At 65.0% G+C, this 22,034-nt stretch carries 16 protein-coding genes; 9 read left to right on the top strand and 7 right to left on the bottom strand.

All coding sequences use genetic code 11. The features are described 5' to 3' along the window. Positions 1-75: 75 nt before the first annotated feature. Positions 76-828: a 30S ribosomal protein S2 gene (rpsB, locus tag H1204_RS07310; RefSeq protein WP_042307235.1), complete on the bottom strand. Its 753-nt coding sequence runs from the start codon at positions 826-828 to the stop codon at positions 76-78. 447 nt (positions 829-1,275) lie between these two features. Here rpsB and map point away from each other — a divergent pair, with 447 nt between their 5' ends. From map to H1204_RS07295, 3 genes are read left to right on the top strand one after another with little or no spacing between them, the layout of a single operon-like run. Further along, complete coding sequence (map, locus tag H1204_RS07305) at positions 1,276-2,088, top strand: type I methionyl aminopeptidase (RefSeq protein WP_091774077.1); 813 nt, start codon at positions 1,276-1,278, stop codon at positions 2,086-2,088. A 25-nt stretch (positions 2,089-2,113) separates the two neighbouring features. After that, the gene (locus tag H1204_RS07300; RefSeq protein WP_180730573.1) at positions 2,114-4,693 is read left to right on the top strand and encodes a [protein-PII] uridylyltransferase; all 2,580 of its coding nucleotides are present in this window, start codon (positions 2,114-2,116) and stop codon (positions 4,691-4,693) included. Positions 4,694-4,699: 6 nt separating this feature from the next. Then, positions 4,700-6,832 (top strand): pseudouridine synthase, encoded by a 2,133-nt coding sequence (locus tag H1204_RS07295; protein ID WP_180730572.1) that lies wholly within the window; start codon positions 4,700-4,702, stop codon positions 6,830-6,832. Between the two features lie 77 nt (positions 6,833-6,909). Here H1204_RS07295 and def read toward each other — a convergent pair whose 3' ends face one another. Further along, entirely contained in the window at positions 6,910-7,443 is a 534-nt protein-coding gene (gene def, locus H1204_RS07290) for a peptide deformylase (protein ID WP_007580570.1), read from the bottom strand. Further along, a complete protein-coding gene (ligA, locus tag H1204_RS07285; RefSeq protein WP_180730571.1) occupies positions 7,440-9,491 on the bottom strand; it encodes an NAD-dependent DNA ligase LigA in 2,052 nt (683 codons plus the stop codon). The genes def and ligA overlap by 4 nt, the downstream gene beginning before the upstream one ends. Positions 9,492-9,742: 251 nt before the next feature. Here ligA and H1204_RS07280 point away from each other — a divergent pair, with 251 nt between their 5' ends. After that, positions 9,743-10,573: a hypothetical protein gene (locus H1204_RS07280; RefSeq protein ID WP_180730570.1), complete on the top strand. Its 831-nt coding sequence runs from the start codon at positions 9,743-9,745 to the stop codon at positions 10,571-10,573. 137 nt (positions 10,574-10,710) lie between these two features. On the opposite strand, the gene H1204_RS07275 is transcribed toward H1204_RS07280, so the two are convergent. The 4 genes from H1204_RS07275 to H1204_RS07260 all read right to left on the bottom strand — a co-directional run bounded on the left by H1204_RS07275 (position 10,711) and on the right by H1204_RS07260 (position 16,938). Next, positions 10,711-11,946 (bottom strand): cell division protein ZipA C-terminal FtsZ-binding domain-containing protein, encoded by a 1,236-nt coding sequence (locus tag H1204_RS07275; RefSeq protein ID WP_180730569.1) that lies wholly within the window; start codon positions 11,944-11,946, stop codon positions 10,711-10,713. Between the two features lie 170 nt (positions 11,947-12,116). Further along, positions 12,117-15,635: a chromosome segregation protein SMC gene (smc, locus tag H1204_RS07270; RefSeq protein WP_180730568.1), complete on the bottom strand. Its 3,519-nt coding sequence runs from the start codon at positions 15,633-15,635 to the stop codon at positions 12,117-12,119. A 167-nt stretch (positions 15,636-15,802) separates the two neighbouring features. Further along, positions 15,803-16,780 carry a DMT family transporter gene (locus H1204_RS07265; RefSeq protein WP_180730567.1) on the bottom strand — a complete coding sequence of 326 codons (978 nt, stop codon included), beginning with the start codon at positions 16,778-16,780 and terminating at the stop codon, positions 15,803-15,805. Then, on the bottom strand, positions 16,777-16,938 hold the full coding sequence (locus H1204_RS07260) for a hypothetical protein (protein WP_180730566.1): 162 nt from the start codon (positions 16,936-16,938) through the stop codon (positions 16,777-16,779). The genes H1204_RS07265 and H1204_RS07260 overlap by 4 nt, the downstream gene beginning before the upstream one ends. 278 nt (positions 16,939-17,216) lie before the next feature. Between H1204_RS07260 and dapC the strand changes: the two genes are divergently transcribed. From dapC to prmB, 5 genes are all read left to right on the top strand, one after another. Then, the gene (gene dapC / locus H1204_RS07255; RefSeq protein WP_180730565.1) at positions 17,217-18,434 is read left to right on the top strand and encodes a succinyldiaminopimelate transaminase; all 1,218 of its coding nucleotides are present in this window, start codon (positions 17,217-17,219) and stop codon (positions 18,432-18,434) included. Positions 18,435-18,529: 95 nt separating this feature from the next. Then, positions 18,530-19,357 (top strand): 2,3,4,5-tetrahydropyridine-2,6-dicarboxylate N-succinyltransferase, encoded by an 828-nt coding sequence (gene dapD, locus H1204_RS07250; protein ID WP_131242114.1) that lies wholly within the window; start codon positions 18,530-18,532, stop codon positions 19,355-19,357. After that, on the top strand, positions 19,357-19,722 hold the full coding sequence (locus tag H1204_RS07245; RefSeq protein WP_180730564.1) for an ArsC family reductase: 366 nt from the start codon (positions 19,357-19,359) through the stop codon (positions 19,720-19,722). The genes dapD and H1204_RS07245 overlap by 1 nt, the downstream gene beginning before the upstream one ends. 129 nt (positions 19,723-19,851) lie before the next feature. Beyond that, positions 19,852-20,991 (top strand): succinyl-diaminopimelate desuccinylase, encoded by a 1,140-nt coding sequence (dapE, locus tag H1204_RS07240; RefSeq protein WP_180730563.1) that lies wholly within the window; start codon positions 19,852-19,854, stop codon positions 20,989-20,991. 15 nt (positions 20,992-21,006) lie between these two features. Next, complete coding sequence (prmB, locus tag H1204_RS07235; RefSeq protein ID WP_180730562.1) at positions 21,007-21,894, top strand: 50S ribosomal protein L3 N(5)-glutamine methyltransferase; 888 nt, start codon at positions 21,007-21,009, stop codon at positions 21,892-21,894. Positions 21,895-22,034: the final 140 nt, after the last annotated feature.

Raw genomic sequence — 22,034 nt, 5'->3', positions numbered from 1 at the left:
CGCTCATTCAGATCGTCGCGACTTAAAAAAAGGGGGCCTATAGAGAGCCCCCTTTTTTGCCGGACACAGGGTGCTTTACGCTTCCCCGTTGACCTCGACGAACTCGTCGCCGTCGCCACCGCGGGCAGCCTGCACGACTTCGTTGACCGCGTTCGCACGGCCCTCGATGATCGCGTCAGCCACGCCTTGCGTGTACAGCGCGACAGCCTTGCTTGCGTCGTCGTTGCCCGGGATCACGTAATCCACGCCTTCCGGCGAGTGGTTCGTATCAACCACGGCGATGACGGGCACGCCCAGCTTGTTCGCTTCCGTCACGGCAATCTTGTGGTAGCCGACGTCGACCACGAAAATTGCGTCAGGAATGCCGCCCATGTCCTTCACACCGCCGATCGACTTTTGCAGCTTGGCGATTTCGCGTTCGAACAGCAGCGCTTCCTTCTTGCTCATCTTCTCGAGCTCGCCTGCCTCGACTGCTGCTTCCATGTCCTTCAGGCGCTTGATCGACACCTTCAGCGTCTTGAAGTTGGTCAGCATGCCGCCGAGCCAGCGCGCGTTGACGAACGGCATGCCCGCGCGTTGCGCTGCTTCAGCGATCGTGTCGCGCGATTGACGCTTCGTGCCGACGAACAGGATCGTGCCGCGGTTCGCTGCCAGTTGACGCACATACTTCAGCGCGTCGTTGTACATCGGCAGCGTCTTTTCGAGGTTGATGATGTGAATCTTGTTGCGATGGCCGAAAATGAAGGGGGCCATCTTGGGATTCCAGAAGCGCGTCTGGTGACCGAAGTGGACACCGGCTTCCAGCATTTGACGCATGGTAACTGCCATGAAAATCTCCGCTAGGGTTGGGTCTTAAGCCGGCTGCCGTATCCGCCGCGCCGTCTTCGCCGCTTCGGGAAGACCTGACGCCGCGAACACCCTGGGTGCGCCGGCTTGCGAATTCCGCGAACCGCGTCACATGCCTGCATGACGCCGCCCACGAAGAAGTCTGCCACCGAGTTGAATATCGAATATTCAAACTGGCGATTGACTTAGCCAAAGAGTATAGCACGCGAGCATTGCAGGACTCAACCTGCGCGGTAGCTCCCGTGCTGGGCCACCGGTTGCACCGCCGGGCCGGCGACCGCCCTGCTCTCATGCGACCTGGCCTCCCGACATGGCCGCGCGGAACGCCCGCCGCAAGCGCCGCCACCAGCCCCCGCGCCCTCCAAATTCCAGCGATCGCGTGAATAAGGTGCGATAATTACACGATAAACCGCATTTCAGGCCCGACTCATGGCTATTACGCTCAAAAACGAAGACGATATCGCGCAGATGCGCATCGCCGGACGCCTCGGGAGCGAGGTGCTCGACTACATCACGCCGTTCGTCAAACCCGGCATCACGACGGGCGAACTCGATCGCCTGTGCCACGAATACATGACGAACGTGCAGGGCACGATTCCCGCGCCGCTGAACTATCAGCCGCCGGGCTATCCGCCGTTTCCGAAGGCGGTCTGCACGTCGGTGAACGACGTGATCTGTCACGGCATTCCCGGTGACAAGGCGCTAAAGAACGGCGACGCGCTCAATATCGACGTCACGGTCATCAAAAATGGCTATTACGGCGACACGAGCCGCATGTTCATCGTCGGCGAAGGTTCGATCATGGCCAAGCGCCTCGTCCAGACCACGTACGAATGCATGTGGCTCGGCATCGAGCAGGTGCGCCCGGGCGCGCATCTTGGCGACATCGGCTATGCGATCCAGAAACACGCGGAAGGCCTTGGCTACAGTGTCGTGCGCGAGTATTGCGGCCACGGCATCGGCCAGGTGTTCCACGACGAGCCGCAGGTGCTCCACTACGGTCGCCCCGGCACGGGCATCGAACTGCAGGCGGGCATGATCTTCACGATCGAGCCGATGATCAACGCCGGCCGCCGCGATATCCGCACGATGCCCGACCAGTGGACGGTCAAGACCAAGGACCGCAGCCTGTCCGCGCAATGGGAGCACACCATTCTCGTCACGCCGACGGGCTACGAAGTGTTGACTGTTTCCGCCGGCACGCCCGCTCGCCCGCAAATCGCGGCCGCCGCCACAGCCTGATCACCTTCCCCGCCACCCGCCGCCTATGAGTAGCGTTCACGCTGTCGCCCTTTCCGATGCCACGTCTCTCAAGGCGGACTACAAGGTGGCCAAGACCCCGCTGCTCGATCGCTTCAAGACCGCGACCAATGTCGACACGCTGATGCAGGCGCTCGCGCGCATCACCGACGACGCGCTGCGCGGCGCGTGGGCCACGTGCGAACTGCCTGCGTCGCTGGCGCTGCTGGCCGTCGGCGGGTACGGGCGCGGCGAACTCGCGCCCCATTCCGACATCGACATTCTGGTGCTGCTGCCCGACGAGCCGGTGCCGCATCTCGAAGCGCGCATCGAGCGCTTCATCGGGCTCGCGTGGGACCTGGGGCTGGAACTGGGCAGCAGCGTGCGCACGGTCTCGCAATGCATCGAGGAATCGGCCAACGACGTCACCGTGCAGACTTCGCTGCTCGAAGCGCGGCGGATCGTCGGCAGCACGACGTTGTTTGAGAGCTTTTCGCTGCGCTACCGCGATGCACTCGATCCGCGTGCGTTCTTTCAGGCAAAAGTCCTGGAAATGCGCCAGCGTCACGCGAAATTTCAAGACACGCCCTACTCGCTCGAACCGAACGTTAAGGAAAGTCCAGGCGGCTTGCGCGATCTTCAGTTGATTCTGTGGATTACCCAGGCGGCGGGCTTCGGCAGCAGTTGGCGCGAACTGGACGCGCGCGGCCTGATCACCGAGCGTGAAGCACGCGAGCTGCGCCGCAACGAAGGCTTCCTGAAGGCGCTGCGCGCGCGTCTGCACGTGCTGGCGGGGCGTCGCCAGGACATTCTGGTATTCGACCTGCAGAATCCGCTGGCCGAGAGCTTCGGCTTCAAGGCCACGTCCACGCGTCGCGCCAGCGAGCAGCTGATGCGCCGCTATTACTGGGCCGCCAAAGCCGTCACGCAGTTGTCGACCATTCTGATCCAGAACATCGAAGCACAGCTTTTTCCTAGCACGAGCGGCATTACTCGCGTTCTGTCCGATCGTTTCGTCGAGAAACAGGGCATGCTGGAAATCGCGAGCGACGACGTGTTCGAGCGTGAGCCAAACGCAATCCTCGAAGCCTTCCTGCTGTACGAAGAGACGCCCGGCGTCAAAGGGCTGTCTGCACGCACGCTGCGAGCGCTGTACAACGCGCGCGACAAGATGGACCACCGCTGGCGGCGCGATCCGGAAAACCGGCGCCTGTTCATGGAAATCCTCAAGCAGCCGCAGGGCATCACGCATGCGATGCGTCTGATGAACCAGACCAGCGTGCTGGGGCGCTATCTGCTGAACTTCCGCCGCATCGTCGGACAGATGCAGCACGATCTGTATCACGTCTATACCGTCGACCAGCACATTCTGATGGTGCTTCGGAACATGCGGCGCTTCGCGGTGGCCGAGCACGCGCACGAATACCCGTTCTGCAGCCAGTTGATCGTGAACTTCGAGCGCCCGTACGTGCTGTATGTGGCCGCGCTGTTTCATGACATCGCGAAAGGCCGCGGCGGCGATCACTCCACCCTCGGCATGGCCGACGCGCGCCGCTTCTGTCGCGAGCACGACATTTCCACCGACGACACGGCGCTGATCGTCTGGCTCGTCCAGCATCACCTGACAATGAGCCAGGTCGCCCAGAAGCAGGACACAAGCGACCCGGAAGTGATCAAGCGGTTCGCCGATCTGGTCGGCACCGAGCGGCGCCTGACGGCGTTGTATCTGCTGACGGTGGCCGACATTCGCGGCACCAGCCCGAAAGTCTGGAACACGTGGAAAGGCAAGCTGCTCGAAGACCTGTACCGCGCGACGCTGGCCGTGCTCGGCGGCGCCCGTCCGGACGCGCATTCGGAACTCAAGCAGCGCCAGGAAGAAGCAATCGCGCTGCTGCGCCTCGAAACGGTGCCCGAGAACGCGCACCGCGCGCTGTGGGACAAGCTCGACGTCGGCTACTTCCTGCGCCACGACGCCGCCGACATCGCGTGGCAGACGCGCGTGCTGCATCGTCATGTCGAGACGGAGACGCCGATCGTGCGCGCGCGGCCTTCGCCCATCGGCGAGGCGCTGCAGGTGCTCGTCTATGTGAAGGACCGCCCTGATCTGTTCGCGGGCATCTGCGCGTATTTCGACCGCAATTCGCTGTCCGTGCTCGATGCGCGCGTGAGCACCACCCGGCACGGCTATGCGCTCGACAACTTTCTCGTTGCGCATACCGAGCGTGACGTCCACTATCGCGATATCGCCAACCTGGTCGAACAGGAACTGGCGGAGCGCCTGAGGGCGGAAGGCACGCTGTTGCCGGAGCCGTCGAAGGGCCGGCTGTCGCGCCTGTCGCGCACGTTCCCCGTGACGCCGCGCGTCGACCTGCGGGCCGACGAGCGTGGCCAGTATTACATCCTGTCCGTGTCGGCCAACGACCGGCCGGGCCTTCTTTATTCGATCGCGCGCGTGCTGGCCGAGCACCGGGTCGGCGTCCATGCGGCGCGGATCAATACACTCGGCGAACGCGTCGAGGACGTGTTCCTACTCGACGGACACGGCCTCTCTGACAACCGACGACAAATCCAGGTCGAAACGGAGCTGCTGCGCGCGATCGCAGTGTGAGATTTCATGCGAGTCAAACTGACAGCCAAGCATCCGCGGCCGAGTTCGTCCGAGCGCACCCCTGTGCGTCCGGGCAGCACGACTGCACGCAAGACGACGCGGCCCGCCGCCCCAGCCAAAAGCGCTGCTTCGAAGCGGCCAGGCGGCGGCGATGGATCTACGGGCGCAAGCGCTACGCGCCGAGGCGCGGCAGCTAGCGGCGAAGCACCGCGGCGCGCTGCCGGCAAGCCGGCAGGCGGCCCGGGCGAGCGGCCCGCGCGCGCAGCGGGCGCGGGTTCGCGCGAACGTAGCGATTCCAGCTCGTTCGAACGCCGCTCGACGGGTGACCGTCCGGCGCGCAAGGAAGGCGCGGTGGGAAGCGGCGGTTTCCGCCGTGACGCGGGCGACCGCGCCGAACGACGCGCGCCGTCGGATCGTCCTTCGCGTGGCGCCGCTTCGGCGGGCGCAGGGGAGCGCGCGCCGCGTTTCTCGCGTGACGGTGACGAACGCCGGGCGCCTCGCGCTCCGCGTGAGGGTGACGAGCGGCGCAGTGCTTCGCGCTTCTCCCGCGATGGCGACGAACGCCGCGCGCCCCGCGCTCCGCGTGAAGGCGATGAACGCCGAAGTGCTCCGCGTTTTTCCCGCGATGGCGACGAGCGCCGCGCGCCCCGCGCCCCGCGTGAGGGCGACGAACGCCGCAGCGCACCGCGCTTCTCCCGCGATGGCGACGAACGCCGCGCTCCTCGCGCCCCGCGTGAAGGCGATGAACGCCGCAGTACTCCGCGTTTCTCCCGCGACGGCGACGAACGTCGGGCGCCTCGCGCCCCCCGTGAGGGTGACGAACGCCGTAGCGCACCGCGCTTCTCCCGCGATGGCGACGCACGCCCCGCTCCCCGCGCTCCGCGTGACGGTGACGAACGCCGCAGCGCACCGCGTTTCTCCCGCGACGGCGACGAACGCCGGGCGCCTCGCGCTCCGCGTAACGGTGACGAACGCCGCAGCGCACCGCGTTTCTCCCGCGACGGCGACGCACGCCCCGCTCCCCGAGCTCCGCGCGAAGGCGACGAGCGCCGCACCGCACTCCGCGAACGCAGCGAATCGCCCCGCTCACGCTTCGGCGCAGACCGCGACACCACCGACCGCCGCCCGCGCAGTGACGCCCCGGAAGCCCGCGGCGAACGCACCTACGCGAAGCCCGTCAAGAGCGCCTACGCGAGCCGCACCGACGACGCACCGGCCAAGGCAGCGCCGCGCGCAGTAAAGGCAAAACACGACCCGCGCTCGCTCGACGACAGCTTCGACCGTCCGGCCCAATTCGACCGCGCTGCCCCGAAACCGGCGCGCAAGGCTCGCCCGGAAGCCGCCCCCCGCCATCGCGATGAAGGCGAATTCAACGACGCCCCCGGCAACCTGCGCCTGTCGAAGCTGATGTCCGAGCTCGGCCTGTGCTCGCGCCGCGAAGCGGACGAATGGATCGAGAAAGGCTGGGTGACCGTCGACGGCGTCGTCATCGATACACTCGGCACGAAGGTGCGCCCCGACGCCGATATCCAGATCGATCCCGCCGCGCAAGCCATGCAGATGAAGCTGGTCACGATCCTCATCCACAAGCCGGTCGGCCTGGTATCGGGTCAGGCGGAAGATGGTTATGAACCGGCCGTGACGCTCGTCAAACCCGAGAACCACTGGGACGGCGACCAGACGGATACGCGCTTTTCGGTTGCGCATCTGCGCCAGCTCGCGCCAGCGGGCCGCCTCGACATCGACTCGACGGGCCTGCTGGTGTTGACGCAGGACGGCCGCATCGCGAAGCAGTTGATCGGCGGTCATTCGGAAATCGACAAGGAATACCTGGTGCGCGTCGCGTACGGCGACATCGAAACGGACGTCGAACATCACTTCCCGGCCGAAAGTCTCGAGCAATTGCGCCACGGCCTCGAACTCGACGGCGTGCCGCTCAAGCCCGCACTGGTCGACTGGCAGAACGGCGAACAACTGCGCTTCGTGCTGCGCGAAGGCAAGAAACGTCAGATTCGCCGGATGTGCGAACTGGTCGGGCTGGAGGTCGTCGGCCTCAAGCGCGTGCGGATGGGTCAGGTCATGCTCGGCGCGTTGCCGCCGGGGCAGTGGCGCTATCTCGGTCCCGACGAGTCGTTCTAAGATCGGGCGTCTATCGACGCCTCCCGACATGAAAAAAGCCCGCTCACGCGGGCTTTTTCCTTTTCACCGTCTGAAACTCAATCGTCCGATTTCGGATCGAGGTCGGGAAACAGCACCTCGGTAAAGCCGAACTTGGAAAAGTCCGTGATACGCATCGGATACAGTTTGCCGATCAGATGATCGCACTCATGCTGGACGACGCGCGCATGAAAACCCTCGGCGACGCGATCGATCGGTTTGCCGAACTGATCGAAGCCGTGATAGCGGATCATCGACAGGCGGCTCACCGCGCCGCGCAAGCCCGGCACCGACAGGCAGCCTTCCCAGCCCTCTTCCGTATCCAGCGATACCGGCGTGATGGTCGGATTGATCAACACCGTTTCCGGCACGGAAGGCGCGTCGGGATAACGCTCGTTATGGCCGAAACCGAAGATGACGACCTGAAGATCGACGCCGATCTGCGGCGCGGCGAGCCCGGCGCCATTGGCGTCATGCATCGTCTCGAACATGTCCCGAACGAGCTCGTGCAGTTCGGGCGTGTCGAAATGATCGACCGGCTTGGCGATGCGCAGCAGGCGCGGATCGCCCATCTTGAGGATCTCGTGAATCATGTTGTCTGCCCCTCCAGGAGCTTACGCATACCATCTTCGTCAAGCACGGGGATGCCGAGTTCCTCGGCCTTTGCGAGCTTGCTGCCCGCTTCGGCACCCGCCACCACGTAGTCGGTCTTCTTCGACACCGAGCCGGCCACCTTCGCACCGGCCGCTTCCAGCAACTCCTTCGCCTCGTCACGGCCCATGGTGGGCAGCGTGCCCGTCAGCACGACCGTCTTGCCCGCCAGCACGCCTTGCGGCGCCTTCGGCGCGGGCGGGCCTTCCGGCCACGTCACCTTGCCGGGCGCACGCAACTGCTCGATGACCGTGCGGTTGTGCTCCTCGGCGAAGAACTGATGGATCGCCTCGGCGACGATGGGGCCGACGTCGTTCACTTCGAGCAGTTCTTCTACCGACGCATCCATGATCGGCGTGAGCGAGCCGAAGTGCTTCGCCAGATCTTTCGCCGTCGATTCGCCGACATGCCGGATGCCGAGCGCGTAGATGAAGCGCGCGAGCGTGGTGTGCTTGGCCTTTTCGAGCGAGTCGATGAGGTTCTGCGCGGACTTTTCCGCGAAGCGGTCGAGTTCCGCGAGTGTCGCAAAGCCCAGGTTGAAGAGATCGGCGGGCGTGCGCACCAGATTCAGTTCAACGAGTTGATCGATGATCTTCTCGCCCAGTCCGTCGATATCGAGCGCGCGGCGCTGCGCGAAGTGCCACAGCGCCTGCTTGCGCTGTGCCGGACAGAACAGACCGCCCGAGCAGCGCGCGATCGCTTCGTCCGGCAGACGTTCGATTGCGGAGCCGCACACGGGGCATTGCGTCGGCATCACGAACTCGTGCGCGTCGGCCGGGCGGTGGTCGAGCAGCGCGCCGACCACCTCGGGAATCACGTCGCCTGCGCGTCGCACGATGACAGTGTCGCCGATGCGGATATCCTTGCGACGCACTTCGTCCTCGTTGTGCAGCGTCGCGTTCGTCACCGTCGCGCCGCCGACGAACACCGGCTCGAGCCGCGCGACAGGCGTGATCGCGCCCGTGCGTCCCACCTGTACGTCGATGGCGAGAAGCTTCGTCAACGCCTCTTGCGCCGGGAACTTGTGCGCGAGCGCAAAGCGCGGTGCGCGCGACACGAAGCCCAGCGTGTCCTGCTGGTCGCGGCGGTTCACCTTGTAGACGACGCCGTCGATATCGTAGGGCAGCGTGTCGCGCTTCCCGCCCACCTTCTGGAAAAAGCCGAGCAGCCCTTCAGCGCCCTGCACGACGGCCCGCTCGCTGTTCACGGGCAAGCCCATCTCGTGATACCAGTCGAGCAGTTCGCTGTGCGTGGCCGGCATCTCGATGCCGTCGAGCACGCCGATCCCATACGCAAAGAACGACAGCGGACGCTGCGCGGTGACCTTCGAATCCAGTTGCCGCAAGCTGCCTGCCGCCGCGTTGCGCGGGTTCGCGAACTCGCGCTGTTCCGCGTCACGCTGACGCTGGTTCAGCTTGTCGAAATCGCGCTTGAACATCAGGACTTCGCCGCGCACGTCGAGCAGCTTCGGCACGCGCTTGCCCTTGAGCTTCAGAGGTATCGAGCGGATGGTGCGCACGTTCTCCGTCACATCCTCGCCTGTCGCGCCGTCGCCGCGCGTGGACGCCTGAGTGAACTGGCCGTCCACGTAGCGCAGCGAGATGGCCAGGCCGTCGAACTTCAGTTCGCACGCGTAGTCGACGCTCGCCTCGCGCAACGCGTCCGACACGCGCTTGTCGAAAGCCGCGATGTCTTCATCCGAAAAGCCGTTGTTCAGCGACAGCATGGGCATGTCGTGCACGACGGGCCGAAAGCCGCTCGCCACTTCGCCGCCGACCCGCTGCGTGGGCGAATCCGGCGTGATCAGATCGGGATGCTCGCTTTCGACCTGCTGCAGTTCCTTGAACAGCCTGTCGTATTCGGCGTCGGGCAAGTCCGGCTGGTCGAGCACATAGTACGCGTGGTTCGCGCGCTCGAGTTCGGCGCGCAGCCACAACGCCCGCTCGGCGGGTGCGCTGGTTGCTGGATCAGGGACTTTGGTTCGAGCCATGCTGTCGGCGTTTCGCGGATGGTAACGGGATGTCAGATTATCTCAGGAAGCGCTTCCTGTCGCATCGGCCGGATGGCCAGTTTCGTGCGCGCGCAAACCCAGCACGAAGGTATTCGTACAAGTCCTGGCCGATCGGCCCGTTCGCGCGCAAACCATTGACAGCGCGCGGCTCGCAATGGGACCTTGTCGCCTGCCGTCCATCGCGTGCCTCCATCCATATCGGCACGCATCGACTGGGAGAACCTATCGCCATGTCTGCCATCGTCATCCGTTTCGTCCGTTGCCTGCTCGTGCTTCTGGGAGCACTCGCCCTGTTCAGCGCGCGAGGCGCAATGGCAAGCGAGCAGGTGGTCAGCGTGCCGCTCGCGGAGGGCGCGTCGATCTCCTATCTGCTCACGCAGCAGGACGGCAGCGAGCCGCGTTGGGTGCTCGTGATGTTTCCAGGCAGCGCAGGCGATCTCGAACTGTCGCAACAGCCCGACGGCACGATCCGCATGCGCGAGAAGAACAACTTCCTGATTCGCGCACGACAGCTATTCGTGGACGCGCAGTTCGCAACGGCAATCGTCGATGCCCCGTCCGATCAGCCCGGCGGCTACTCCGACGCGTTCCGCGCATCGCCGCGCTCCGCGCAGGATCTCGCCCAGGTCGCAGCCAGTCTGCGCAGCCGCTTCCCAAAAGCGAAGCCGGTGCTGATCGGCACTAGCCGCGGCACGATCTCGACGGCGTATGTGGGCCGCGCGTTGCCCGACGTCTGGGACGCCGTCGTACATACGTCGACGCTCAGCAGTCCCGCGCGCGGCCAGGCCACGCCGTTGATCGGTTTCGATTACGGCGCGATACACCCGCGCCAGCTATTCGTGCAGCACGCCGACGACGGCTGCTTCCTCTGCTCGTACGAAGCGCTACGACGCATCGCGGAGAGCGGCCAGTACGCGCTGATCACCGTGCATGGCGGCGACGTGCGCGGCAAACCCTGCGAGGCGATGTCGCATCACGGGTTCTATGGAAGGGACGAGGCTGTGGTTGCCGCGATCAAGGCGTGGATCAGCGGCCAACCGTGGCAGGACGACGTGGGATGAAGCCGTCCGCAGTGTGCACTCGGCAAGGCAACGACGCGAATCGGCAAGCCAAAATAAAAACCGCCTGAAGCAACGGTGTGCCTCAGGCGGTTTATCCGATTACGACGAAGCTTCGTCGCGTAACGGGTGTCGTAGGCTTACTGGCTGAACAGTCGCCGCGTCGCCGGCGAGCCGGCGGGGATTCCCGCCTGCTCGAGCTTCGCGTAAAGCGTCATCAACTGCTGCTCGATCGCGAGCAGCGCGCTTTCCGGCAGCGGCCGGCGGCCATCGTCGACCACGCGCCCGCCGATGCGCTCGGCCAGCGACTTCGCGTAATCGCACATCAGGCGGAACGGCAGGATGTCTTCGTCCGCGACGGGCACGTCGAGCACAAGCGTGATCATCTGGCCGCCCTTGTACGTGAGATCGTCGCGCAGGAAGTTGGTGTCGCCGAACTGCAGCATGAACACGGGGCTTTGCTTCGCGTCGAGCTTGACGAAGCGCGTGCCGTCGCGCGACAGCAGCAGTCCGTCCTGCGACGCGACGGCCTGCACGTAGTTGGCCGACCACGGCGCGCCGTCGGACAGCACGTTGATCGACAGTTGTGCGTCGCACTGCGCCGCAAAGCCATCAAGTTCGCGCGCCATCGACACCGTTTCCATCATGTCCGGAAATTCGGGCGACGCATCGAGCGCGTCGGCGAATTGCTGGACACCCGTGACGAACTCGGAGAACTCCAGTTCATTGAGCGGGCCGCTGCGGTTCGCAAGCTGCGCGGCCGCGCGCAGGTCTTCGTAGCGCACGCCGTTTTGCAGCAGTTCCCACGCGCCGCCTTCCGGCTTGCCTTCGATATGCACCGGCTTGCTGCCCGCGCGGCGCAGACGCTGCGCGAGCGGCAGCACCTTGTCGCCCGTCACGGGCGACGAAAGCCTGATCGGCACAATGCAGTCGATACGGCGATCGACAATGGCTGGCGGTGCCGACGAAATCGTCGTGGCGGCAGGCAGAATGGGCTCGTTGCGCTCGTCGTCGGCATGCACCTCGGCACCCGGCTGCGCGGCCTCTTCGTCTTCGGGGAAACCGTTCGGCGACGTGTTCTCAGCCTGGATGTCCGCAGGGGTATCGAGCGGCGCGACGCCGCCGAAAGTCGGCTCGACGCGCGCGGCTTCCGCCGGGTCGCCCGCAGTGGATTCGCGGCGCGTCGTCGGGCGCGCCGGCTCGATGAACGGGCTTTGCTCCATCTGGTCGTCCCGGACGAGCGGGTCCGCCGCATCGGCGGGCATCGGCCGCGGCATCTTGCGGCGCACCTTCGCGCCCTGCCACGCGTTGTAGACCACCACTCCCCCGACCACCACGGCGCCCGCGCCAATCAATCCGAGTGTCAACTCGTCCATGCACGCTCCATCTGCAATTCTTTTCGTTGTTGCGCGCAGCGCCGGGTTCGCGCGGCTGACACGTGGCACCGAAGGTGGCACACGCCGCCGCTGCGGGCGCAGGCGCGCAGCGAATTCAATTCTGTTTCAGCAACACCCACGCACAGCCAAAGCCACACGCGGGTGGACGTTTAAACGATATTCTGGACAAATCCCGCAGCCGTTTCCATGTCGACGGCCACGATCCGCGAGACGCCCTGCTCCTGCATCGTCACCCCGATCAGTTGCTGCGCCATTTCCATCGCGATCTTGTTGTGGGAAATGAACAGGAACTGCGTCTTCTCCGACATCGCGCGCACGAGGTTCGCGAAGCGTTCGGTGTTCGCGTCGTCGAGCGGCGCGTCCACTTCGTCGAGCAGACAGAACGGCGCCGGATTCAGCTGGAACATTGCGAACACGAGCGCCGTCGCCGTCAGCGCCTTTTCACCGCCCGACAGCAGGTGAATCGTCGAGTTCTTCTTGCCCGGCGGCTGCGCCATCACCTGCACGCCGGCGTCGAGAATCTCGTCGCCCGTCATGATGAGTTTCGCCTGGCCGCCGCCAAAGAGACGCGGGAACAGTTCGCCGAAGTGATGGTTCACCTGGTCGAAGGTGCCTTGCAGCAGAGTGCGCGTTTCCTGGTCAATCTTTCGGATCGCATCTTCGAGCGTTTCGATTGCGTTGTTCAGGTCGGCCGATTGCGCGTCGAGGAAAGTCTTGCGTTCCGACGCCGCCTTCAGTTCGTCGAGCGCGGCCATGTTGACGGGGCCGAGCGCGGTGATCGCGTTGTTGATGCGCGTCACTTCGCCCTGCAGATACGACGGCTTCATGTCCGGCGTGAGCTTCGCCTGCAGGTCGGCTTCGTCGACACCCGCCGCCGTCAGCTGCTCGATGAACTGCTCGGCGTTCAGGCGCGCGGCCTGTTCCTTCAACTGCAATTCGGTGATGCGGTCGCGCAGCGGCTGCAACGAGCGTTCCGTGGTCAGCCGCAGTTCGTCCGAAGCACGCAGCTTCGCGGTCAGATCGTCGAGTTCCAGACGCGCGGCGTGCAGCGACTCTTCCTTCGCGCGGCGGATTTCGAGCGCGTCGTGCAAACCCGTGTGCGCCGTCTGCTCGTTGATCGTTTCGAGTTCGGCGCGCGCGTCTTCGAGCGAACCGGCGACGCGCTCGCTCTGCTCGTGCGCGACCTGAATACTGCGCTTCAGCTCGTCGATACGGTTCGCCGAGTTGCGCGCGGCAAAGCGTGCATCGGTGGCGGCGCGGTCGAGCTCGCGCGCTTCGTTGCGCGCGTTGCCGAGTTCTTCATCGAGCGACTCGAACGCTAGCTGGTTGTCTTCGAAACGCGCCTGCAATTCGGCGAGTTCGCCGTCGTGGCGCTCGAAGTTCGCTTCCGATTCCGCACGCAACGCGCGTTGCTCGTCGATCTGCGCGGTGATCTCTTCGAGTTCCTCGCTGATCTGCGTACTGCGCTGCGTGTAGCGTTCGTGCGCCTGCGTGAGCTTGAGCACGTCCATCTGCAGCGCGTGCACGCGCTGGGTCGCGCGCTCGGCCTGTTGGCGCACTTCCGTCAATGCATTCGATGCCTGCGTATGCGCGGCTTCCGCGCGAATCGCGGCCGCCTTCGCCTCTTCGGCGAGCAGCGCCTGCGCGCGCACCTGGCGCGTCAGGTTTTCGATTTCCTGCTGACGCGCGAGCATGCCCGCCTGCTCGGAATCGGCCGCGTACAGTTGCACGCCGACGCGCGTGACCACGTGCCCCGCCTTCACGACGAACGCGCCGCCTTCGGGCAGTTGCGCGCGCATCGACAGCGCCTGAGGCAGATCGTCGGCGATGAACGCGTTGCCGAGCCAGTCGTTGAGCACCGCGCGAATACCCGCGTCGTCGATGCGCACCAGCGACAGCAACGGCCGCAGCGACGGCGGCGCAGCGGCCGGCTGACCGGCTGCGGGCGGCGCGTAGAACGCGAGCTTGGCGGGTGGCGCGTCGCTGACGAAGTGTTTCACCCAGTCGAGGTTCGACACTTCGACCGCGGCAAGACGCTCGCGCAGCACGGATTCGAGCGCGGTTTCCCAACCGGCTTCGACATGCAGCTTCTTCCACAGACGCGGCAGCGCGCCCAACTCGTGCTTGTCGAGCCACGGCTGAACCTTGCCTTCCGTCTGTACGTTTTCCTGCAACTGGCGCAGCGCGGCCAGACGTGCTTCGAGCTGATGGATCTGCGCGCTTTCCGCCTGCACGCGATCTTGCGCGGCGCGGCGCTCGCCGTCCAGACGCGGCAGCGTGTCCTGTGCATCGGCAAGACGCGCTTGCGCTTCGCTCAGAATCTCTTCGTGCTCGGCAAGCTGCATGCGCAGTTCTTCGAGCTGCGCCTCGTCGGGCGCGTCCAGCCCGCCCGCTTCCGTCTTCAGACGTTCCTGGCGCTGCTGCAACTGCTGCAACTGCTGGTCGGCGTTGCGCTGGTGCGCGGCTTCGAGCTTGAGCGCCTGCTCGGTCTGTGCGATGCCGGCGCGCTCCTCGTTCAGTTGCGACTGCGCATCGCGCCAGCGCGCTTCGAGCGCGGGCATCGCGTCGTGCTTCGCGGCCGCCGTCTCTTCGGCGATCACCGCCTTTTCTTCGCCTTCTCCGAGCTGGATTTCGGCGTCTTCGAGATCGTCCTGGGCCTTTTGCGCCTGCGCGAGCCACTGCTCGCGCTGCGCCGTCAGCGCGGCGATCTGCGCCTGCACGCGGTTGCGCGACTCGACGATGAACTTGATTTCCGCTTCGAGACGGCTCACTTCCGCGTTCGCTTCGTACAGCGCGCCTTGTGCGCCCTGCATCGCGTCGCTAGCCGAATAATGCGCGACGCGCAGCGTTTCCAACTGCGCTTCGACTTCGCGCAGCTTCGCCGTGTGCGCTTCGAGGTCGATCTGCGCCTGTTCGATTGCGCGCTTCTGCTTGTCCTGCTCGGTGCCCGCTTCGTTCTTGCGCAGCAGCCACAACAGGCGCTGCTTCTCTTCGCCTTCGGCCTGCAACTGCTTGTACTTCGTCGCGACGACCGCCTGCGCTTCGAGCTTTTCCAGATTCGCCGTCAGTTCGCGGACGATATCCTCGACGCGCGTCAGATTTTCGCGCGTGTCGTGCAGACGGTTCTCGGTTTCGCGGCGGCGTTCCTTGTACTTCGACACGCCCGCGGCTTCTTCGAGGAACACGCGCAGTTCTTCGGGCTTCGCCTCGATGATCCGCGCGATCATGCCCTGTCCGATGATCGCGTACGCACGCGGGCCGAGGCCCGTGCCGAGGAAGATGTCCTGAATGTCGCGGCGGCGTGCCGGGAGATTATTGATGTAGTAGCTCGACGTGCCGTCGCGCGTCAGCACGCGCTTGACGGCGATTTCGGCATACTGGCCCCACTGGCCGGCGGCACGGCCGTCGGCGTTGTCGAACACGAGTTCGACGCTGGCGCGGCTACCCGGCTTGCGCGCTGTCGAGCCGTTGAAGATCACGTCCTGCATCGACTCGCCGCGCAGCTCCGAGGCGCGCGATTCGCCGAGCACCCAGCGCACGGCATCGATGATGTTGGACTTGCCGCAACCGTTGGGACCGACCACGCCGACGAGCTGGCCCGGAACCTGGAAATGCGTGGGATCGACGAATGACTTGAAGCCAGCGAGTTTGATCGAGGTCAGACGCACGGCGATTTCGCTGTTTGAGAAATAATTTATGGAAACGGAACGCGCGGGTTCATCTGCGAACCGCCATCGGGTTCACACCCCGACTGACGGCACGATGGAGCGCGAGCCCGCTGCGATTCCGGCGCCGCGGTACGCCCTACGCTGCACCGCCGGCCGATGAGGGGCAATCATACCATCGCGCGTGGGCGATTCTTACCGTTGCCGTCAGCGTTTCCATCCTTGCCGGCGTCCGTCTTCTCCGCAGGCTTCGCCCGATGCACCCAGCTCGACAGCGCCGACGCCAGCACGATGCACGCGCCGCCCGCCCATTCGCGCGGACCGGGCACTTCGCCCGCGAACAGCCACGCCGTGAGCGCCGTGATGACGATCTCGAACAGCATGATGATCGACGCCCGGTTGGCGGGGACGCGTGCGAGTCCGTATTGCACGAGCATGTTGTTGGTGGCCAGCACGAAGCCGATCGCGAGCACGAGGAACACGGCGATGCCGATGTGCTCGCCCGTCGGCGGCGCGGGCATCGATTCGAAGAAAGATGCGCAACCACCAAAAATCGCCGCGCCGCCGAAGATCACCGCCGTGCGCATCTCCGCCTTCATGCCGGGCAGCACGCGGCTCGTCTTGAGGATCAGCACGTTGCTCATCGCGAAGGACATGCCCGCCGCGAGCCCCGCCCATTCGGCGAGGCTGCCGGGCACGGGAATGCCGAGCTGCGGCGACCACAGCATCATCATCGCGCCCGCCAGCGACAGCGCGGCGAGCCCCGCGCCCGCCCACGTCAGCCGCTCGTGGAGGATGAAATGCGCGAACAGCGCGGTCCATGCTGGCGTCAGGTAGAACAGCAGCAGCACGCGCATCACCTGGCCGTGGATCGCGCCCCACACGAAGCCGAGATTGGTGATGCCCGCGAACAGCGCGAGCGCGGGCAGCAGCCAATGCCAGCGGACCGTCCTGATCGCGCTGCGCCGTACGAGCAGCACGAACAGGCATCCTGCGCCGCTCGTCAGCGCACTCGCGGCCGTGCCCGTCACGCCGAGCGCATGGAGCATGCGCAGTGGATACCAGACCATGCCCCATACCGACGCGCCCAGCATGATCGCGAGCGTCGGCCATGCGTTACCCAAGGTGTTCCGAAGCGGGAGATTCATCGCGCGATGCTCCCGCCGATGTCCAGCGTGTATTGCATGACTGCCTTGCCTTGCGTGTTGCCGTTGTGGCTCTGTGTATTGCCAGCGACGGCGGCGCGTGTTCGCTGCCAGCCGTTGCCGCTGAATTCTTTACCGTTGCATCCGGTGACTGCCCGCATTGTGTCTCCACTTTCTTCTTTGTGCCGGGCGCATCGCATTTGGCGCGCCCATCTCGTTCCCGGCGCCGCAAAGCCTTGTCCAGATGGACGATGCACCGTGCCGCGGCCCGCCGACACGCTATAATCGACCGCTCGTCGCCGGTGCCGCGCAACCGCTTCGATGCCGCCGCATCGGAGCCCTTGCGCATCCTGTCCGCCGCGCGTCGCTTTCGCTGTGTCAGCCTGTGTCAGTCCGACAATCCGTCCTGCAACACGCCGAACCTACGCCGAACCGCCAAGTGAATCCGCTACTCGACTCCCTTCAGTCTTATCCCTTCGAAAAGCTGCGTCTGCTCTTCAAGGACGTCACACCGCCCGCCAGTCTTGCGCACATCAGCTTCGGGATCGGCGAGCCGAAACATCCGACGCCCGAGCTGATCAAGAAAGCCGTGATCGATTCGCTCGGCGGTCTCGCGGCCTATCCGCTCACGCTTGGCACGCCGGCGCTGCGCGAAACGATCGCGAAATGGGTCACGCGGCGCTACAACCTGCCGCCCGTCGACCCTGCCACCCAGGTGCTGCCCGTGTCCGGCTCGCGCGAGGCGCTGTTCGCGCTTGCGCAGACGGTGATCGACCCGAAGAAAAACGCGCAGGGCGAACCTGCGATCGTACTCTGTCCGAACCCGTTCTATCAAATCTACGAAGGCGCGGCGCTGCTGGCGGGTGCGCAGCCGTACTTCGCCAACAGCGACCCGAAACGCAACTTCGCGTGTGACTACTCCGCCATTCCCGACGACGTCTGGGCGCGCACGCAGCTGCTCTACGTCTGCTCGCCGGGCAACCCGACGGGCGCCGTGCTGACGCTCGACGACTGGCGCGAACTGTTCGACCTGTCGGACCGTCACGGCTTCGTGATCGCGTCGGACGAATGCTACTCGGAGATCTATTTCGACGAGGCGCGTCCGCCGCTCGGCGGTCTGGAAGCGGCGCACAAGCTCGGCCGCGGTTTCGAGCGGCTCGTGATGCTGTCGAGCCTGTCCAAGCGCTCGAACGTGCCGGGCATGCGCTCGGGCTTCGTCGCGGGCGACGCGGCCATCCTCAAGCAGTTCCTGCTATACCGCACATATCACGGCGCGGCCTTGTCGACGGTCTTTCAAACTGCGAGCATTGCTGCGTGGAGCGACGAGGCGCACGTGCGCGAAAACCGCGCGATGTACGTGCAGAAGTTTTCGACCGTCACCCCGATGCTCGCCGACGTGCTCGACGTCAAGCTGCCCGACGCCGCGTTCTACCTGTGGGCGAATGTCGCGCGCACAGGCCTGTCGGACGACGAGTTCGCCCGCCGCCTGTACGCCGACTATAATGTGACGGTTCTGCCCGGCTCGTATCTCGCGCGCACCGCGCACGACACGAACCCCGGCCGCGATTTCGTCCGCCTCGCGCTGGTCGCGGGCGTCGACGAATGCACGGAGGGCGCGCGGCGCATCGTCGAGTTCTGCCGCTCGCTGAAAAGCTAGATCCGGCAGTTCTCACACGTCGCAGGGAGCGCCGCCGCTGCGCTCCGCCCTCACCCGCTTTCCGATTTCAACCTTCTCGAAAGAGCACCACGAACATGTCGCAACAACTTCAGCAGATCATCGATACCGCCTGGGACAACCGCGCCGACCTGTCGCCGAAGGCCGCGCCCGCCGACGTGCGCGAAGCCGTCGCGCATGCCATCGAGCAACTCGACAAGGGCGCGCTGCGCGTCGCCGAAAAGAAGGATGGCGACTGGGTCGTCAACCAGTGGCTGAAGAAGGCCGTGCTGCTGTCGTTCCGCCTCGAAGACAACGCCCCGATGCCGGCTGGCGGTTACTCGCAGTTCTACGACAAGGTGCCGTCGAAGTTCGCCAACTACACGGCTGAAGACTTCGCCGCAGGCGGCTTCCGCGTCGTGCCGCCCGCCATCGCGCGCCGCGGCTCGTTCATCGCGAAGAACGTCGTGCTGATGCCGTCCTACACGAACATCGGCGCGTACGTCGATGAAGGCACGATGGTCGACACGTGGGCCACCGTCGGCTCGTGCGCGCAGATCGGCAAGAACGTGCACCTGTCGGGCGGCGTGGGCATCGGCGGCGTGCTGGAGCCGCTGCAGGCCAACCCCGTCATCATCGAAGACAACTGCTTCATCGGTGCGCGCTCGGAAGTCGTGGAAGGCGTGATCGTCGAAGAGAACTCGGTTATTTCGATGGGCGTGTACCTCGGCCAGAGCACGAAGATCTACGACCGCGAAACGGGCGAAGTCACGTATGGCCGCATTCCGGCCGGCTCGGTGGTGGTCGCGGGCAACCTGCCGTCGAAGGACGGCTCGCACAGCCTGTACTGCGCGGTGATCGTCAAGAAGGTCGACGCCAAGACGCGCGCGAAGGTCGGTCTGAACGAACTGCTGCGAGGCGACTGATGGCGCGCGGCGCGAAGACGACCGTCTACGGCATTCCGAATTGCGACAGCGTGAAAAAAGCGCGCGTGTGGCTCGAGGAACACGGCGTCGAGTTCGAGTTTCACGACTTCAAGAAGGCCGGCGTGAATGACAAGCTGATCGAGGACTGGCTCAAGGATGTGCCGCTCGATCAGCTCATCAACAAGCGCGGCACGACCTGGCGCGGCCTGTCGGACGTGCACAAGGCCGAAGCCGACACGACCGCTGGCGCGATCGCGCTGATGATCCACAAACCGTCGATCATCAAGCGGCCTGTGATCGTCGTGAACGGACGCGTGAAGACGCTGGGCTTTTCCGCGGACAACTACGCGTCGCTGTTCGCCTGAGCTTTCTGCGCTTCAGCGCACGCAGGTAAAAGCTGTTGCCGGCCCGTTCGGGCCGGCATTTTTTCACCCTGGATTCAAGCGTGGCTGTTGCGCACGCGTCTCATCTGCTGGTTGGAAGGAACTGAATCGATGTCCGGCACCCTTGCCCTTACCGAAGCCCTGATCGGCCGCGCGTCCGTCACGCCAGACGACCAGAACTGCCAGCGTCTGCTGATCGAGCGCCTGTCCTCGATTGGTTTCGAATGCGAAACGATCGAATCGAACGGCGTGACGAACCTATGGGCCGTCAAGCGCGGCACCGCAGGCCAGGACGGCAAGCTGCTTGCGTTCGCGGGCCATACCGACGTCGTGCCGACAGGCCCGCTCGATCAATGGACGTCCGCGCCGTTCGAGCCGACTCATCGCGACGGCAAGCTGTACGGACGCGGCGCCGCCGACATGAAAGCGTCGATTGCGGGCTTCGTGGTGGCGAGCGAAGAGTTCGTCGCCGCGCATCCGCAGCATCGTGGCTCGCTCGCGTTGCTCATCACGAGCGACGAAGAAGGCCCCGCAACGGACGGCACCGTGAAGGTCGTCGAAGCGCTGCAGGCGCGCGGCGAGCGTCTCGACTATTGCGTCGTCGGCGAGCCGACGTCGAGCGTTCAGTTCGGCGACATGGTGAAGAACGGCCGACGCGGCTCGATGTCGGGCAAGCTGACCATCAAGGGCGTGCAAGGGCATATCGCGTATCCGCATCTCGCGAAGAACCCGGTGCATCTGCTCGCGCCCGCGCTCGCCGAACTGGTCGCCGAGCACTGGGACGCAGGCAACGAATATTTCCCGCCTACCACCTGGCAGGTCTCGAACCTGCACAGCGGCACGGGCGCGACCAACATCATTCCGGGCCACGCGGAAGTGATGTTCAATTTCCGCTTTTCGACGGCGAGCACGGTGGAAGGGCTGCAAAGCCGCGTGCACCAGATTCTCGACAAACACGGCCTCGAATACGACCTGAAGTGGACCGTGAGCGGCCTGCCCTTTCTGACGCCGCGCGGCGAACTGTCGAATGCGCTGGAAAGCGCGATCCACGCCGAAACGGGCCTCACGACGGAACTGTCCACCACGGGTGGCACGTCCGATGGACGTTTCATCGCGCGCATCTGCAAGCAGGTGATCGAATTCGGCCCGTTGAATGCGAGCATCCACAAGATCGACGAACATGTCGAAGTTGCACATATCGAGCCGCTCAAGAACGTCTATCGACGCGTGCTCGAACAACTGATCGCCTGACGGAGGGCCCAGACCATGACTCATCCGTTTTCCACGGTTCGCGATGTGCTGCGCCACGCGGTGTCGCAGTTCAACCAGGCCGACCTGGCGTTCGGCCACGGCTCGTCGAACGCTTATGACGAAGCCGCCTATCTTGTGCTGCATACGCTGCACCTGCCCATCGACCTGCTCGAGCCGTTTCTCGATGCACGCCTCACGTCCGAAGAAATCGCCGCGGTGCTGAAAGTGGTCGAGCGGCGCGCGAAGGATCGCGTGCCCGCCGCCTACATCACGCAGGAAGCGTGGATGCACGGCTATCGCTTCCATGTCGACGAGCGCGTGATCGTGCCGCGTTCGTTCATCGGCGAGTTGCTGCAGGATGGCTTGCAGCCGTATGTCGAGGACCCCGAACAGGTTGGCGCGGTGCTCGAACTGTGCACGGGCTCCGGGTGTCTCGCGATCCTCGCGGCGCACGCCTTCCCGAATGCCGACATCGACGCCGTTGACCTGTCGCCCGCCGCGCTCGAAGTCGCGGCACGTAATGTCCACGACTACCAGCTCGACGAACGCGTGGCGCTCTTCGAAGGCGATCTTTACGCGCCGCTGCCCGAGCGCCGCTACGACGTGATCATCACGAATCCGCCGTACGTGAACGCGGAATCGATGAAGGTCCTGCCCGCCGAATACAAGCACGAGCCGGAAATGGCGCTCGCGGGCGGCGCGGACGGCATGGATATCGTGCGTCGCATCATCGCCGATGCACGCAACTGGCTGACCGATGAAGGCGTGCTGGTGGTCGAGATCGGCAACGAACGCGCGCATGTCGAAGCGGCATTCGGCGGCCTCGACCTCGTATGGATGTCGACCAGCGCCGGCGACGACAACGTGTTCCTCATCCAGGCCAGCGATCTGCCCGGCAATTGACGGATTTGACGGCCGCAAGCCTCTGATCGTCGCACACCACGACGCACGCCGCCCGCCTGGGCGCCGTGCGTCGTGTGCTTTTGGCTCGTGCATTCGATGTGCATAAGCGTCGATTTGCGTAAAAATGCCCGTCACGCTTT

The sequence above is a fragment of the Paraburkholderia sp. PGU19 genome, assembly GCF_013426915.1.
In the GTDB taxonomy this organism is placed as follows: Bacteria; Pseudomonadota; Gammaproteobacteria; order Burkholderiales; family Burkholderiaceae; genus Paraburkholderia.
This window is presented reverse-complemented; position numbering and strand designations above follow the sequence as displayed.